At 51.2% G+C, this 15,722-nt stretch carries 12 protein-coding genes and 1 tRNA gene; 2 read left to right on the top strand and 11 right to left on the bottom strand.

Annotated features, from left to right (window positions below):
* Positions 1-19 precede the first annotated feature (19 nt).
* Positions 20-460, bottom strand: coding sequence for a hypothetical protein (locus AC286M_RS27825; protein WP_488207480.1), 441 nt, complete (start codon positions 458-460; stop codon positions 20-22).
* Between the two features lie 560 nt (positions 461-1,020).
* Between AC286M_RS27825 and AC286M_RS27830 the strand changes: the two genes are divergently transcribed.
* Positions 1,021-2,484: a GAF domain-containing sensor histidine kinase gene (locus tag AC286M_RS27830; protein ID WP_488207481.1), complete on the top strand. Its 1,464-nt coding sequence runs from the start codon at positions 1,021-1,023 to the stop codon at positions 2,482-2,484.
* A 175-nt stretch (positions 2,485-2,659) separates the two neighbouring features.
* On the opposite strand, the gene AC286M_RS27835 is transcribed toward AC286M_RS27830, so the two are convergent.
* The 3 genes from AC286M_RS27835 to AC286M_RS27845 form a co-directional block, all read right to left on the bottom strand.
* Positions 2,660-3,436 carry a zinc metalloprotease gene (locus AC286M_RS27835; RefSeq protein ID WP_488207482.1) on the bottom strand — a complete coding sequence of 259 codons (777 nt, stop codon included), beginning with the start codon at positions 3,434-3,436 and terminating at the stop codon, positions 2,660-2,662.
* A 126-nt stretch (positions 3,437-3,562) separates the two neighbouring features.
* Entirely contained in the window at positions 3,563-3,823 is a 261-nt protein-coding gene (locus AC286M_RS27840) for a hypothetical protein (RefSeq protein WP_488207483.1), read from the bottom strand.
* Between the two features lie 194 nt (positions 3,824-4,017).
* Complete coding sequence (locus tag AC286M_RS27845) at positions 4,018-6,468, bottom strand: COR domain-containing protein (RefSeq protein WP_488207484.1); 2,451 nt, start codon at positions 6,466-6,468, stop codon at positions 4,018-4,020.
* Positions 6,469-6,845: 377 nt separating this feature from the next.
* On the opposite strand from AC286M_RS27845, the gene AC286M_RS27850 reads away from it, so the two are divergent.
* Positions 6,846-7,130, top strand: coding sequence for a hypothetical protein (locus tag AC286M_RS27850; RefSeq protein ID WP_488207485.1), 285 nt, complete (start codon positions 6,846-6,848; stop codon positions 7,128-7,130).
* A gap of 60 nt (positions 7,131-7,190) precedes the next feature.
* Here the strand turns inward: AC286M_RS27850 and AC286M_RS27855 are convergent.
* The 7 genes from AC286M_RS27855 to AC286M_RS27885 form a co-directional block, all read right to left on the bottom strand.
* Positions 7,191-7,272, bottom strand: a tRNA-Leu gene (locus tag AC286M_RS27855).
* 61 nt (positions 7,273-7,333) lie between these two features.
* A complete protein-coding gene (locus tag AC286M_RS27860) occupies positions 7,334-8,236 on the bottom strand; it encodes an ABC transporter permease (protein ID WP_488207486.1) in 903 nt (300 codons plus the stop codon).
* 260 nt (positions 8,237-8,496) lie between these two features.
* Entirely contained in the window at positions 8,497-9,435 is a 939-nt protein-coding gene (locus tag AC286M_RS27865) for an ion channel (RefSeq protein ID WP_488207487.1), read from the bottom strand.
* A gap of 56 nt (positions 9,436-9,491) precedes the next feature.
* The gene (locus tag AC286M_RS27870; protein WP_488207488.1) at positions 9,492-12,479 is read right to left on the bottom strand and encodes a PAS domain S-box protein; all 2,988 of its coding nucleotides are present in this window, start codon (positions 12,477-12,479) and stop codon (positions 9,492-9,494) included.
* Between the two features lie 465 nt (positions 12,480-12,944).
* The gene (gene pyrE / locus AC286M_RS27875) at positions 12,945-14,420 is read right to left on the bottom strand and encodes an orotate phosphoribosyltransferase (protein ID WP_488207489.1); all 1,476 of its coding nucleotides are present in this window, start codon (positions 14,418-14,420) and stop codon (positions 12,945-12,947) included.
* Positions 14,421-14,709: 289 nt separating this feature from the next.
* Positions 14,710-14,940 (bottom strand): Calvin cycle protein CP12, encoded by a 231-nt coding sequence (locus AC286M_RS27880; RefSeq protein ID WP_488207490.1) that lies wholly within the window; start codon positions 14,938-14,940, stop codon positions 14,710-14,712.
* A gap of 182 nt (positions 14,941-15,122) precedes the next feature.
* Positions 15,123-15,365 (bottom strand): Calvin cycle protein CP12, encoded by a 243-nt coding sequence (locus AC286M_RS27885; RefSeq protein ID WP_488207491.1) that lies wholly within the window; start codon positions 15,363-15,365, stop codon positions 15,123-15,125.
* Between the last annotated feature and the right edge of the window lie 357 nt (positions 15,366-15,722).

Here is a 15,722-nt window from a genome sequence, read left to right on the forward strand (position 1 = left end):
GAAGGTTAACCCGACTAGCCTAACCGGAAATCAGCGACGTGTTGGGGCCTTGACGGTTAGCATCTTCCATCGCATCTAAAATTTGGTTAATATCCTGCTGTTCATACCGCTTTTGGGATAGGTTATTCCAGCAGTGGCCTTGAACCGCATCGGTCAGCGAGGGATTGCGCAACTGAGCGAGAGCATTAAGGCATGGGGGACAATCACAGCCAAACAGCAGCACCGCTGCATCACTTTCGGCGGCAGTGAAGCTCATTGGGTCGTTGTTGCTGTCGGAGGCTGTGCTATTGGTACTAGCTGATGCAGTGGGCACACTACAGAACTCACCTTCGGCAGGAGCAGCGCTTTGAGCTTCCCAGGTGATTTCTCGGGCTTGAGCTGGGGCAACCATGAGCAGCAGTAGCGCCGAACCCAAGGCTGTTGGCATGGCCAGCAGTTTCAGAACCAAGTTATTACGCATATTCTCTCCCTATTTCTCTCCTTATATAGATTGAAGAATCAAATCGAAGAACCGATCTCAGAACAATTGCGATTAAGTTGGCCTTACTGTATCGAGAATTTAGATAATTGACCAGTCCTATTCCTAAATTGGATGGATTGCTGATATTAATGATGCGGGTTGAGAGATTGCCGCAAAATCTTAAGGATTGTGAATTAAATAGCCTGTAAATCGTTCCATCCGTAGGGACACGGCATGCCGTGTCCCTACCCCAAAGATTTCACCTGATTCAATCCGCGTTCCTATATATTGCAGCCGTAAATGCTGGGACGCCCAAAGCTGACCTATCGCCTCACTAATGGGTAGCGTTTGGGTAAACGTTACCAGATGACACAAATTGTACTTTGAGACACCGTATTACTGCTGAGAAATAGACGATTCACATCGCTTCTGCCAGAAATCAACGCATTATTAGCCAATTCATCTCTTTCCAGCGTTCGACTCGCGATCAAAACGGGCACTCTTTGTATAACAAAGAACGTTTATCAACCCTTCATCGGCACGTTAGGAAAGAGAGCATCATGATCAGCCCTGAAATAAGATTGGCTTGTCGGATTGACGGTGCGCCCCACACAGAGCGGGAGCAGAAGCGCCTGGACAAATTAACCACTCTAAAACTGCTCAGTTCTGACAGCGTGCCGATCTTTGATGAGGCTACCCAGATGGCCGCTCGCTATCTGGAACTCCCTATCTGTACACTCAGCGTGATTGATCAAAAATTTGAGTGGCTCAAGTCTGCGATTGGCTTGTCTCGCTTGGGTTTGATGAATCAGTTGGCGGCTTCCAGACATCTGCTGCGGGAAGACTCCTTTGGTACGTATGTGGTTGATAGCCAGCAGGCGCTGGTCATTTCAGATGCGATCGCACATCCAGCATTCCAGCACAGCACCTTGGTCGCAGAGTATGGTATCCGTTCTTACCTGGGCGTCCCGCTGCTTACGTCAGACGGTTACTGCTTAGGTGTTTTAGCGGTGATGGACTTGAAGCCTCACGCCTTTGGTTACAAAGATATTGAGTTCCTGGAATTAGAAGCTCGCTGGAGCATTTCTGAACTGGAGCGGTATCACCTCAATCGTCTCAATCATCAACCATCCAGTGTGATAGAAGTGCCCCAGGTTGCCGCTGAGGCGTTACCAACGAATCTCCAAATTCCCAACCCGGTGCAGGTGGCAGAAGTGCCAGTTACGAACTCCATCCGAGTTGAACTCATTGCCCAACTTGCCCAAGAGCTGCGCACACCGCTCACCTCAATCATGGGGATGACCAGCGTTTTGGGTCGCAAAATCTATGGCCCACTGACGCAAAAGCAGCAGGAATACATTGACATCATGGGGGATAGCAGCCACTGCTTGCTGTCGCTAGTGGACGAAATTACCGAACTCGGTCAGCTCGATGACCACAATCAGACGCTGAACCTGGCCCCTGTGGACATTGAAATGATTTGCCAGCAGGCGATTAAAACCCTAACTCAGTTTGCTCATCGGCAGGATCAGAAAATTCAGCTTTCGGTTGAACCGGGGCCGCGCATTTGGCTGTTGGATAAAGAGAAAGTACGGCAAATGCTGTATCACCTCACCTTCAGCATCATTCGCTGCTCTTGTGCGGGTAGTATTGTCCAAATCCATGTGTCCCGCAAACCCCAGCATCTCAATATTGCTGTTTGGGTTTCTAATCCTTGGCTGTCGAATGGTTTCTCCTCAGTTGAAATTACGTCAAATCTTGCAGCGATGACTCAGACAAATTCCCGTAGCTCTATGCCCGCCTCAGGTCAGACGATGGTTTTAGAAGAACAATCTACTGATGTTGCGGCTGAAGCAGAAGCGACCGACGCGAACCAGCAGTCCCGTGAAAACTTGGCGCTGCTGCTCAGCCGTCAACTGGCTGAACTGCACGGTGGCGAAATCCGCATTCAAGGTTCCCAGGAATCGGGCCTACGCTATGTGATTAGCCTACCGACCACCGCTGAAGTTGATCCAGTCGCCTAGCGGAGTTTTTGCTTGCACCCAAACTTCAGTCGGCATAATTTCCATTCTTTGCAATCAAACTGCTCACTTCATTTAGATGATTTTTTAGATGGGTTTTGCGGGTTAATGTGCCGCGCGGCGCGCGGCACATTAACCCGCAAAACTTATTTCGCACTATTTTCGCACTGTGCTTTCGCTATTGCATCTCCTGGTTCTGATCTGACTCTAGCGGTGGCTGCTGACTGTTGGGAATATTTGGGTCTGTTGGATGGTCTTCATTTTTGGGGGCTAGTTTGTGCGGTTCTGCCTTCTCTCCTGCCGCCTCGGACTTTGCGGCAGTGTTTGACCTTCTCTGGCGCTTAAATCCCTGTACGCCTAGCTGCTCGGTCACCTGCTCGCTTTCCAAAAACCACCATAGTCCTGCCAACAACAGCCCATGCACAACAAGCATTAGTTGCGCGTAGGGCCAAATCGAGAAATCATAAATTGTCAGCCAGTCACCCTGCACCGCAACCCAGGAAAAGATCGGGTAGAACAGCAGCGCATGGATCAGCTCAAACAGTGCGAACAGGTAGAGCATTTCTTTGAGGATCTGCTTTCGGGTCAGGACAATGCTCGGAATCGCAATTAGCCCCAATAGAATCGACACCAGATTGCCGCTAAAGGCAATCCACCAGATCTCAGGATCGGTAAACGAGCCGCGCGGGATGATGTACCCCCAGAAAACTCGCCACTGAAACTCTACGACTTCGCCGCCGACCTGCCAGGTTGCCAAGCTATGGCCGATTTCGTGGAGCAGTACTCCTAGCGGCACCAACAGAAATATGGCTACTCGCTGCGCTAAAAAATGGTCGTAGCGAGATACGCGATCGTCCCAGAAGGAGGGCCAGCTTTTCCAGAGCCGCCATAGGGTGTCTAAGCTGACGAATGTATACAGAATGGCTACGAAATCGAAGCTGCGGGAGTCAAACATACTTAATGCTCAAAAAATAGTTCATTTATACTATTCTTGTGCTATTCTAAGAACTAGGGAAAGTTCATGCTCCAGTCGGCAGTCCAGTGGGCTGCCGCTTTGCTTTGGCAGCAATTATCCAGTGCGCTACTCTGAGCGATTGATTTCTTGTTGGAGCCATTCATCAACGGGCTGACCGTCATGGCGCTTTAGCTCGATTTCGATGACGCGCACTTTGCCGGAACCGGGTGGAGCGGGGCGCTCGTGGAAGATGATTTCGTAGTCGTTGGGGTCGTGTTGGTGCTCGCGGAGCCATGTTTGCACTTGGGACGTGGCAAAGAAGGATTGCCCCTGATCAAACATGTTGGTGATTTCCATTTGCAGGCTGAACGGATTGATTCGTCCCATCTGTCACCTCTTTAATGTCTAGTAGGACATTGCCTAACTATAGCGATATACGCTCCTTGGCTGTTTTGCAATTGATGAAGGTACATATTGGACGGGAGTCGTGCGAGAGGGGATGTTTGAGATGCGGACTGCAAAGGGAATTTTCTGTAAGGTGAGATCGCACTTCTACGTTTCAAAAAATAGGTGAGATCGCACTAATTGCTATTGCTTTCATCATTGGAATTTCGTGATTGGCGGGAATCGCCTCGCAGCAGGGGTAAGCGCTTGTAGGATTCGATCATCAGCGTGAGGAAATTTTCTTGGGTTAAGCCTTCGGGTGGGCTGAGTTGGAAGGCACCAATTACGCCAACAGAGAGAATGGCCCCGATAATAATCACAGGCACCATGTACCAGGAAACTAAGCGGCTAACCACAACGAGCAAGATGGTAATTGCGAAATAGGACACCAGTGTAAACGCACCGGATGTATAGAAATTGCGGCGCGGTGGTTCTGAAGTTGGAGCAGGCATAAGCGGAAGTGGTTCCGGCTGATCCATTTGGGAAGCATCCTGACGCTGGGCAGCGAGGCGATTCTGGCGAACTTGGCGATCTTCGGGTGCTTCGATGCCGTCTAGCAATCGGCGGACAGACACTTTTTCGCGCAAGCCGGGGGGCACAAATTCGGCTTCCCCTAGAGCTTCTAAATCGAGTAGATGTTTATAATCCACCAAAATATCGGGACGTTCTGGTAGTGGTACTTTTTCGGCAGCTTCAATGCCGGGAATGGTGCTGTGGATGTAGTCGAACTGATCGCGAATGCTTTCCAGCAGGGAACGGCGACGGGCAGGGTTGCCTTTGACCCAGATGAAGATAATTTTTTCTTCACGATCAGCTTTAATCAGTGCTTTGTTGCTATTGCGTTCCAAAACGACACCGCTGCGCCAGTAGGTATGTTTAGAAATGAGCTGGTTCATGCGGACAATGAAGCGGGAAATGACGCTGCTGGGCAAGACGTTGTAGTGATACTGAAAGGGTAAAGCATCGCTCCATTCACCTGTTTCGGGTTCTTCTTTGCTAATTAGGTCGGGAATGAGAAATTTTTGGTCAGCGTATCCTTCAAGGGGAAAACACAGCTCAAATTTTTTCATCATGTCGAGGATGAACAGGTGCTTGTCTGGTGGATACGTGTTTGGATCGAGCATACGGTTCAGCATGTGTCGATCCAGGATGCCTTTGTGCTCGGTCATCAGGGGATTGTCGTTGAGGATGCGATATACGCCGTTTGTCACCCATTCGGGATTGAGCACTGCGTTCATTTGCAGACGCGGATCATCCTGAAAGCTGAGGATCACACCTAGCCGATGCAGCAGTTTGATCAGTGTGGTTTGGGTCAATGAATCGGTGATGTTTTCCCGCTGACATAAATCGCGATATTCGCTGTATTCAATGTAGTCGCACTCCATGTTTTCAAGGCAGCGTTTGACGTTAAACCAAGACTGGGCCAGCGGATCGAAGACGTGATCGAGTTTGGCAATTTCTTTGCAGATGGTGGTTCGTAACTTTTCAATGCCACGTCCATCAGCACAACAGGTTTCGATAATGGCAACAACGGATGGATACTTGCGCCGCAGACCCCGCTTGTCAATATCCAGCGGTTGCTGATCGATTTTGTTGCCTACGACGATGATGGGTGAATCGCTGCCAAAGCTTTGGATAATCTTCAGCCAATATTCCAGCCGATTTTCGTCCTCACCCAGTCGGGCATCCAATACCAACACATATAAGCTGCGCTTGGTGAGAAAAAACTGATGGGTGGCGTGCATAATCTCTTGCCCACCAAAATCCCAGACGTTGAGCTGAATCGTTTGCCCTTTTGCTTCAATGGGCCATTGCGTGATGTTGATCCCTTCGGTTTTGTTTTCGTGGGGATCAAACTGTTCGCTGACCAAACGGCGCACCAGAGAGGTTTTGCCGACGCTACCCTGGCCAACTAGCAGCGCCTTAGCCTCATTGAGCGGTTGGCGCTGTTCGGTGGTTTGCAAACTGAAGTAGTAGTTGAGAATTTCTGCTGGATCGGCTGGCTGCTTTCGTCTCGTTACTACTTCTATCCACGTAGCCCCCAAGACTTCTGGCGGAATAGGTAAAGCTGGATTGTCATGTAAAAACAGTTGTTCCAATTTTTGGAGCTGAGCGATTTCCGGCGGCAGCGTCGTCAGCTGATTTTCGCGGAGGTCGAGCTCCTGAAGCGACTGGAGCTGAGCGATTTCCGGCGGCAGCGTCGTCAGCTGATTTGCGCGGAGGTCGAGCCTCTGAAGATTTTGGAGCTGAGCGATTTCCGGCGGCAGCGTCGTCAGCTGATTTGCGCGGAGGTCGAGCCTCTGAAGATTTTGGAGCTGAGCGATTTCCGGCGGCAGCGTCGTCAGCTGATTGTCGCGGAGGTAGAGCTGCTGAAGATTTTGGAGCTGAGCGATTTCCGGCGGCAGCGTCGTCAGCTGATTTGCGCGGAGGTCGAGCCTCTGAAGATTTTGGAGCTGAGCGATTTCCGGCGGCAGCGTCGTCAGCTGATTGTCGCTGAGGTCGAGCTCTGTCCGACCTTCTTTTGCAGCCTGAATAATTAACTTGCGTAATTCGTCTTCAGACAATGGTTGGTTCGAAATGATCGCCATGCGCTGCTCAGAATCAGATTGTCTATGCTTTATCTCTCCACACTTTAACCAGAGAATTCAGGAACAGCGAATATTCTACTCGAATTGGTATGCTTGCTTCTGTCAATAGGTCTGTATTGACTCCACAGGCCAAATCCCGTACTGTGAAACGTTAAGTTGCCAAGACAACATCACCTGCACGGCAACTGGATACCAAAAATCTAGTCAACGCTACCCAGAGTTGGTGACGCAACCCTGGATAGCTAACCCCCGGTTGGACTAGGCAACGCGGAGGCTTGAGGGATCATAACCCAGAGCCACCCTGCATTGCACTTCAAATTGCGGGCGTGGCTAGGTTTTTGGCTTTCCTCCCGAAAGTCAAAACCAAAGGAAACACAATGACATACTTCATCCTCGGTGCTGCCTCCCACGCAGCGCCACAGCCTGCTGCGACCCATCCCGAAAATTCACAGCGCAACGGTCGCCACCCCCTGCGGATTATCCTGCTCGGCTCCCGCCCCAACATCATTGTCACGATCAAAAACCTGCATCGGCGCGGTTTTGCCGAAGCCAACGAATGGAGCCAGCCCATCCCCTGCCCCAGCGCCGGAGATGTCGCCCGCATCCTGGCCCAGCGGCAACCCGATGATCAGATCAGCATCCTGACTCGCTACCTCAACTAAGCGACTAAAGCCAAAAGGAAAGAGCCGCGCATTGCACGGCTCTTTCCTTTTGAACTTATATGCGGATGAAAGGACTTGAACCTTCACTTCCGAAGAAACTAGAACCTAAATCTAGCGCGTCTACCAATTCCGCCACATCCGCGTGCTGTTTAACCCAGCGGTAAACAAGCATAGCAAACAAACTGGCGATCTGTCCACGAAATTCAGCGATTTTTTCGCAGCAGCGGATTCACCAGCTCATTTAAGCCCTCGCCCACCAGCGATAAGCCCGTCACCATCAGCGTTAGCGTCAATCCAGGGAAAAACGCCGTCCACCAAATTCCGGTCGGCAGCGCATCCAGCGCTTGGCGCAGATCAAAGCCCCACTCCGGCGTCTGCTCCGGCAAGCCCAAGCCCAAGAAGCCCAGACCACCGAGAATTAGCACCGCATCCGCCGCATTCAGCGTAAACAGGACAGGTACACTCTGCATCACATTCATAAACAAATAGCGCGATAGCACCGTCCAGGTAGACGCGCCCATCGCCTGCGCCGCTTCAATAAACAGCTCTGTCTTGATGCTGACCGTGTGATTTCGCACCACCCGATAGTACTGCGGTACATAGGCAATGCTCAGTGCGATCGCAGCGTTGATCACACCCCGTCCCACCACAAAGGCCAGCGTCACCGACAGCAGAAATCCTGGTAGCGTGTAGATCGTATCCATAACAAACAGCAATACCCGGTCGAGCCGTCCGCCTAGGTAGCCGCTCACCAGTCCCAGGGGAACGCCGACCACCACGCTCAGCATTGTGGCCAGAATCACCACCTGCCACGCGGCCTGAGCACCATACAGCGTCCGCGCCAATACGTCGTAGCCTTGGCGAGTGGTGCCAAACCAGTGGGCGAGGGATGGCGGTTCGTGAATCGGGTTAATCAGGGAAGCCGTCGGATCTTGAATCCAGCCCCAGGTCTCAAACAGCGGCGCACCGAGAGCAATGATAATAAACCCAATCGTGATCACCAAGCCCACCCACATCAGCCACAGCGATACGCCAGGGGCTTTACCGGGCGCTGGAAATAGAGCCGTTTTCAAAAATTGCGGCACTCGAATCGAGCGAAGAATCATAGCGGGAACCGAGAAACTGCCAATTGAACTGAAGTGATCTTATAGCGCCGTTAATCATTTGTGGTGTCAAGTCCGTGGATCAAAAACCAACTTGTTTTCGGTGGGAGGCTGGCTTGGCCAGCCTCCCACCGAAAACAAGTTGATCAGGTTTTAACTGATCTACGCATGAAAAACTGTAGGGGCGAATGGTATTCGCCCTCGGATAATCCCCAACACCTTGTCAGGGCGAATGCCATTCGCCCCTACGAGGGAATGAACAATTATTTCGGCAAAACAGCCGTTTCATCGGCGGGAATGGGAACTACGTCGTGGAAACGCGTGTAGTCTACGATCCGTCTGCCATCGGTAGCACGGGACAGCACATCGGCAAACCGAACGTTCCAGAGAATTTCGTCCGACAGGTAAGAATAACGAGCGTGGATCGTCTGTGACAGCGTTTCGTCCAGCCCGGTCAGAATCACCACGATTTCAACTTCGTCTCGCTGAAGGCTGTCCGGCGTGGCTCCGTAGAGCGGGCTGGCCGGATCAATCGGGTGCATGGCCGTCCAGGTGAGGGCAAAAATGGGCGTGTGGCGGCGCACCAGCTCTAGATCGTAAAAGCGGCGCATATAGTCGCCTTCGGCTGTGATTTCATTTCGCACCAGCGTTACCCAAAGCTGCGCCTCCAGGATTTGATTGCGTCGCTGGTTGCCCGCTCGCAGCAGCAGCGTCGGTACACCATTTTGCTCAGTAATGATCGCCACGTTAGAAAACATCACTCGTGCGGTTGGCCGCGAAAAGCGGGCAAACATCAGGCCAGTTGCGATCGCAATTCCCAATAAGCCCACCATCGACTCCAGCACCACCAGCATGTTGGCATACACGGTCGTGGGATGCATGGCCCCGTAGCCGATTGAGGCCATTGTCTGGACGCTGAAGAAAAAGGCATCGGCAAATGATCCCGGTTCGGCGTTGGCGATACAGTCACCGCCCAGCAGATATGCGATCGCAAACAGAGCATTGGCGGCCAGGTAAGACAGTCCCAGCAAGAACAGCAGCCAGCCCCAAGAGATAACCAGCAGCGAGTGATATAGATCGTCCCAGCGGATAACGGCCATGCCTCTACGAATCACGTTGATGTGGCCATCCCGCCCGACAATGCGGTTGGGCCGAGTGACGTGATTAGCACGAGCTGAACGAAACCGAGAGCGCTGAAACATAAGACTGTAAATTGGGAGAAGGGCTGGAGGTGAGGACAAATGCGCACTACGCTGCGTCAACCAACCGCTAGCGTCAATGGCAAATTGACCCGAAACGTAACCGGATTAGCCATCGATTCTAGCTGAATCGTGCCGCCCAAATAGTGCACCATGCGTTTAATCAGCGCTAGCCCTAATCCCGTGCCGCCATGCTTCCAAGGGTCGTGATTGGGAATGCGGTAGAACTTATCAAAAATGCGATCGCGCTCAATGACCGGAATTTCAACCCCGGTATTAGAAACGCGAATCTGCAGTTGGTCAGTCCCTGGCGTCACGGTTAAGCGAATTTCTTCTCCGGCAGGGGTGTACTTACAGGCATTTTCGACGAGTTCTTCGACAATACGCTCTAGGTAGGAAAAATCGGTGGTCAGCGGCGGCAAATCGGCGGCAATATCGAGCGTAAACTGCTGGTTGCGGATGCGGGTTTGATTAACGAAGGATTCCAGCACGTGGGGAATCCAGTGCTGCAGATTCATGGTCGTGGACTGGAGCGGTTCTGTCTCGGCTTCTAGACGCGACAAATCTAGCAGGTCATTAATCAGATTAGTTTCGCGGCGGCATTCTTCCCGCAGAATTGTTAAGTAGCGGTGAATCGGATGATCGGCAGCGGCAAAGCTGGGTTCACGGCTGACCACAATTTCCAGCATTTGCGTAGCCATTTGAATGCTGGACATGGGGGTGCGTAATTCATGGGACACCGTGCTGAGAAAGTCGTCCTTCAGCAAATTGAGGCGCTCTAACTCATAGATTTGGGTGCGAGATGTTTCATACAGCCGTGCCTGACGCAGTGCGATCGCACATTGGTTAGCCACCTGCTGCACCAGCCGGATTTCCGCCTCATTGAAGTAGGCATCCGCCTGCCGATGAATCCACAGATCCCCCACAATTGACTGCGCATCCTGGAGTGGACAGGCCAGCGTAGAAACCTGATGCGTTCCGGCTCGAAGCTGGCGAGTGGACTGTGTAGGGCAATAGTGGAGATACTCACCCCGTTGCAGTTGCCGATAGAGCTGGGGAAACAGGGACATATCGATCACCTGGCCCTGCAAATTTGGCATGTCCCGGCAGACATAGGCATAGCTCACGGTCGAGGTTTTCTGTTCCCAGTCATACAGTCCAGCATCGCAGGCACTAGCTGACAGTGCGATCGCAAGTTCCCGTACCGCCGTTTGCAAGATCTGCGCCTCATCCAGGCTGTCGCGCACCTTATCGGTAATTCGCTTCAGCGTTTCTTCAAACTGAGCGGCCTGCTGCAACTGAAGCGTCCGCTGATAGACCTGCTGCTCCAGCGTGGTGTTGAACTGCTGCACCTGCTGATAGAGTTCGGCCTGCTGAATCGCAATCGATAGCTGATTAGAAAGCTGTTGGAGTAGCTTAATTTCCCAGTCCTGCCAGTGGCGAGTGGCGGTACAGTGCTGGGCCGCTAGCAGTCCCCAAAGCTGATCCGATTCCAAAATCGGAATTACTAAATTGGCTTTTACCTGAAACTGGTTAAGCAAATCAACGTAACAGTTTGCTAGTCCAGCTTCATGGATATTGGCAATATTGCTAATTCGGCCTTGCTGGTAGGGAATGATGCAGTCTTCCATTGAAAGACAGGGATCAACGATTTCCAGTCCTTTCATGACCATCCAGGGAGCTGTGACGGCCTCTGCGATGACAGTGCCGCTCCAGTCCAGATCAAATTGGAAAATCACCACCCGATCAACATTCAAAATCTGCCGAATATCAGCAACCGTCGTGTCTAAGATCTCCTCTAGCTCGAGCGATTGACGAATGTGTTGTGAAATGCGGCTCAGCAGTTGCTCTTGTTCGACCTGCTGGCGAAACTGGGTTTCACTGGCACGCAGCGCTTCCAGCGCCTGCTTTTGCTCGGTGATATCTCGATTAACGCCCGCATAGCGATACATTGCTCCGGCCTTGTTGTAGATGGGAAATGCCCGATCCCAAATCCAGCGCACCGAGCCATCGGGGCGCACAATGCGATATTCCATGTCGGCAAACTGACCCTGCTGCTGAGCCTGAGTCTGCTGCAAAACGAGATCGCGATCGTCGGCATGAACTCGATCCAGCCACAGTTGGGGATGATCGTAGAGTTCTTGAAACGAGTACTGAAACAGCTTTTCTGAGGCTGGATTAATGTAAATGAGTTTGCCTGAGTTCGCATCTTTGAGGAAAAAGGCGTCCTCAATGCCGTTGACGATCTGTCGCAGCTGTTCTTCGCTGTCGCGCAGCGCTTGTTCCGCCTGCTTGCGGGCCGTGATGTCCTGAAAGACCAAAACGCTACCGACAATGACCTGATCGGGTGTTTGAATCGGAGTCGCTGAATCGCCAATGTACCGACGCGTGCCGTCCTTAGCAATCAGCAAGCAGTCATCGGCTAGAAAAACCTGCTTTCTCTGAGTAAGACACTGCCGCAATGGATTTTCGATGGGTTGACCAGTGGTGGCACTAACCAGTTGTAAAACAGATTCAACTGAGCGGCCAATGGCGGCTTGCTGCATCCAGCCCGTGAGCGCTTCGGCTGCCGGATTCATAAAGATAATTCGTCCGACATCATCCACTGCGATCGTGCCATCGCCAATGCTGTTGAGCGTCGTGGCGAGCCACTGCTGAGTCGCTTCCAACTGCTGTTCAAGCTGATGGCGATGCAGCGCCATTTCAACTGTTGTGTGCAGCTCGGGTAAATGGACGGGCTTGAGCAGATAGCCATAGGGATGAGTTGCGATCGCACGCTGGATCGTTTGGGGTTCAACGTGAGCCGTCAAGTAAACAATCGGCACACGCACCTGTTGCTGAATCGTCATGGCGGTTTGGATACCGTCTGCGTCACCATCCAGCCGCACATCCATCAGGATTAAATCGACATCTTCCTGCTGCACAAATTCGACTGCATCGGCTCCAGTCGCAATGCAGCCGATCACTTCATGCCCCAACGTTTCCAGCGATTCCTGAATATTCCAAGCAATGATGCGATGATCTTCGACAACTAAAATTCTGGCCATTTTGTATTGGGCTTCTTAGACCAAAAGTCAACCACATGTTATAGCCTTTCCTGAGCTAATGAGGTACAAGTTATTTTTTGGAAGCCGCGCTCCGCGCGGCTTCCAAAAAATAACTCCCCCTTTATTAGCGCAAGAAGCGCTATAGATATTCGACTGTTGTTAGGGTAGATGTCCTCACCAAGATGGCGAATACAGCGCTGATTTTGCATTTACTTGCATTTTTAAAAATAAACCTCTAAATGCTTGTCTCGTGCTGTATTGCAATTTTGATATCTGGTTTTGATATCTTTAGGTATCTTAGATATCTTTGAATATCAATGGTTTCAACCCCGTAGCTATCGTGATCCTAATCCAGATTTACCAGCAGATAGACTGATCGCGATCAAGAACGTATCTGACCTACATCATGCTTAATGTTTCAATACCTGTTCAATATTTTCAATCAAATTCTGATCCCGTCCGATCTCAATCCTGATGGGCCAGCAGCAGCTCAAGTTGCGTCTCGCTGATCCGCCCAGCTTCACAGAGAATATCGCCAATTTCAGACAGTGTCAGCACTGAATAGGGTTCGTATCCCTGCTGGCGAATGCGGTCTTTCACACCTTTTTCGTGATCAATAAACACGACGATATCCTGTACCTGTAGCCCCACGGATTCCAGCTTGCGTGCACCCTCAATGGCGCTGCTACCCGAGATCAGAATGTCATCCACCAGTACCGCTGTTTCGCCCGGATTGAAGTGACCTTCCACCAAGCGCTTTGCGCCGTGGGCTTTCACTTCTTTACGGGGAAAAATCATCGGCGTGTTGAGCCGCAGCGATAGGCCCGTGGCGGTGGGTAGCGATCCATAAGGAATGCCCGCAACCCGATCAAAGGTTAGTCCTCGTAAAATACCGCTGTAGGCACTGATCACAGCATCAAAAACCTGGGGATTGGAGATAATGACGCGTAAATCAACGTAGTAAGGGAAGACGGCACCAGAGGCCTGGACAAATTCGCCAAACCGCAGGCAGCCAATGTCAAACAGCTGCAGGACTAAATCTTCGTAGGGGTGGTGATTGAGCAAACAGACATCTGGCACCCAAACCTGGCAGGTGGAGGGATCAACGATGAGCGACTGCCGCGCTTGGTAAATGCGATCGCGCAATTCTCGGATCAGTATCCCACCTGCGGGATCGGTCAGATAGTCGGCGGGGACGGCAAAGAGTAAACCACTTTCGCTGCCGTTCATTCCCGCTATCAGCAGCTCGTCCCAGTTGGTGTCGTGCTGCCAGCGACCGTTCAGCCAAATTGTCCGCTCCGGTGCGATCGCACGCACAGATTGTAGCGTTGCTGGTGATACGGTGCCCAACTCGAAACAGACCTGCTCCGGCGTCCCCCAGGTTTTTGCTTCTGAGGCCAACTGCTGGTAAAACGGGGTCTCTGGCGTGGGAAACTGCTGTAACACTGCCGCTGTGGGATTGCCCGTGGCCGTCAGCACAAAAATGGCCTTATTGGCATCGACTAAAAACGGAGCTGCCTGATCCTGCCCTGTATAGGGCGATAGGGTAATGGCATCAACCTGCCACAGCTCAAACGCTAGTTCGGCCAGAATCGTGCTCGTATCCGGATCGCTGTGCTTAGCGTCAAGAATGACGGGCAAATACGGCGGGACGGCGGCCAACACCGTTTCGAGCAGGGTTAAACCGGGCGCACCCAACACCCGAAAGGCTTCTAACCGCAGCGTATAGGCACAAACGCAGTCAGTCGTTGTCTGTATCAAACTAAGCAAGCGCTGCTTGGCGTCTTGGAGCAAAAGCTCTAGCTGATTGTGCGATCGCAGTACCTCTACTAAACCAAGTGCCTTGCCGATACGGGCAATCTCCAAATCAGGAGAAAGGTCAACTGTCAGTAACGAGTGATGTTGGGCAATAGCCGCATTCAGCTTGTCGGAAAAGCTCATAAAACCTTTTCGACTTACTCTATCCCAAGTTTGCAAGTAAAAACTAGCGTTTCTGGCGATGAAAACGAGAGACGAGAGGGATGAGGGAGGTGAGGGGTATTAGGTTTTGGGGGTTAGGTATTAGGTTTTGGGGCTCAAGCAAAGTTCAAAACCCAGCATCCAGCACCCAGTCCTCCGTCCTCTCCCCCACAGCTCACGTCTCATTCTCAAGAAAAAAGGGACAGCTTGTGTCCCCTTTCAACCATTCACCGCACGCTAAACTCTGCTAATCTACCCGCTTGTCATTTTCTTAGTCTTCGTAAATACGGCATTCCGGTGCGTCGGGATTGTCATCACAATAAACCTGTAGAGAATTGCGAGACTTTTCCGGTTGATACCGTTTGTGAGAAGCTTCTGCCTGGAGTTCTTCTACTGTATCCCAAGCAACAGCACATTCTGAGGAGCTATCGCCGCTGGTTGAACAGGTAACCCGTGCTTCTTCAAGTGCTTGCGTGATTTGATCTTGAATGCTTGAAGACATAGAGACAATCATTTCTGCTAGACATAACATCCCCAGTTTAGAAACCGAATGGGAGTTGAAAATGTGTTCTAAGGATCTTTGAAGGTTAGACTTAACGTTTCTTTGTATCCTGTAACACCCTATGCTGAGAGCAAAAAGCGAGTGGGGGGCAGTTGCCCCCCACTCGCTTTTTGTCTTAAATCTTAGTCTTCGTAAATGCGGCACTCTGGCGCGTCAGGATTGTCGTCACAGTAGACTTGCAAAGAATTCGGCGCGTCTTGAGCTTTAACACGTTCATGGGAAAACTCAGCTTGTAATTCTTCTACAACATCCCAAGCGGCAGCACATTCGGGTGATTCTGCACCCTTTTCAGCGCAAATGGCATGAGCCTGTTCACGCGCTTCCTCAATCCGATCTTCAATGCTGCTGGTGTTGGCGGTGGTCATTTATACCTCCTGTATAACTTCGTCTTAAATCTTTACTTTACAGGAGTTTTTTGGTTTACGTTGTGTCATAACCATCTTTCTGCAGGGAATGGACGCTGATTAGGACAGATGATGAGCTGCGATCGCACTTGTTCTAACCACCGTTTGTATCTGCTCAGCGCTCTCTCAAAGCGAGCTATTGCCACTGGTGTAGGTTATGAGAACAGCTCTATTGTGGCGTTACTTAACCACTGAGCTGACAAGCATATTGGTGCTGTTCACAAACGATAATTTGTTCTTATAACTTTATACAAGGAATTTAATCAGATCTTTGCCACAAGCCTACTAGAAGAATTCCGGACAAGTCCGAGACTGAAA

It is taken from the genome of Thainema salinarum CENA647, assembly GCF_057732415.1.

What these genes read in the sequence shown, in the direction of transcription:
- AC286M_RS27825 (WP_488207480.1), bottom strand. Translation starts at nt 460, where the DNA reads ATGCGTAATAACTTGGTTCTGAAACTGCTGGCCATGCCAACAGCCTTG.
- AC286M_RS27830 (WP_488207481.1), top strand. Translation starts at nt 1,021, where the DNA reads ATGATCAGCCCTGAAATAAGATTGGCTTGTCGGATTGACGGTGCGCCC.
- AC286M_RS27835 (WP_488207482.1), bottom strand. Translation starts at nt 3,436, where the DNA reads ATGTTTGACTCCCGCAGCTTCGATTTCGTAGCCATTCTGTATACATTC.
- AC286M_RS27840 (WP_488207483.1), bottom strand. Translation starts at nt 3,823, where the DNA reads ATGGGACGAATCAATCCGTTCAGCCTGCAAATGGAAATCACCAACATG.
- AC286M_RS27845 (WP_488207484.1), bottom strand. Translation starts at nt 6,468, where the DNA reads ATGGCGATCATTTCGAACCAACCATTGTCTGAAGACGAATTACGCAAG.
- AC286M_RS27850 (WP_488207485.1), top strand. Translation starts at nt 6,846, where the DNA reads ATGACATACTTCATCCTCGGTGCTGCCTCCCACGCAGCGCCACAGCCT.
- AC286M_RS27860 (WP_488207486.1), bottom strand. Translation starts at nt 8,236, where the DNA reads ATGATTCTTCGCTCGATTCGAGTGCCGCAATTTTTGAAAACGGCTCTA.
- AC286M_RS27865 (WP_488207487.1), bottom strand. Translation starts at nt 9,435, where the DNA reads ATGTTTCAGCGCTCTCGGTTTCGTTCAGCTCGTGCTAATCACGTCACT.
- AC286M_RS27870 (WP_488207488.1), bottom strand. Translation starts at nt 12,479, where the DNA reads ATGGCCAGAATTTTAGTTGTCGAAGATCATCGCATCATTGCTTGGAAT.
- pyrE (WP_488207489.1), bottom strand. Translation starts at nt 14,420, where the DNA reads ATGAGCTTTTCCGACAAGCTGAATGCGGCTATTGCCCAACATCACTCG.
- AC286M_RS27880 (WP_488207490.1), bottom strand. Translation starts at nt 14,940, where the DNA reads ATGTCTTCAAGCATTCAAGATCAAATCACGCAAGCACTTGAAGAAGCA.
- AC286M_RS27885 (WP_488207491.1), bottom strand. Translation starts at nt 15,365, where the DNA reads ATGACCACCGCCAACACCAGCAGCATTGAAGATCGGATTGAGGAAGCG.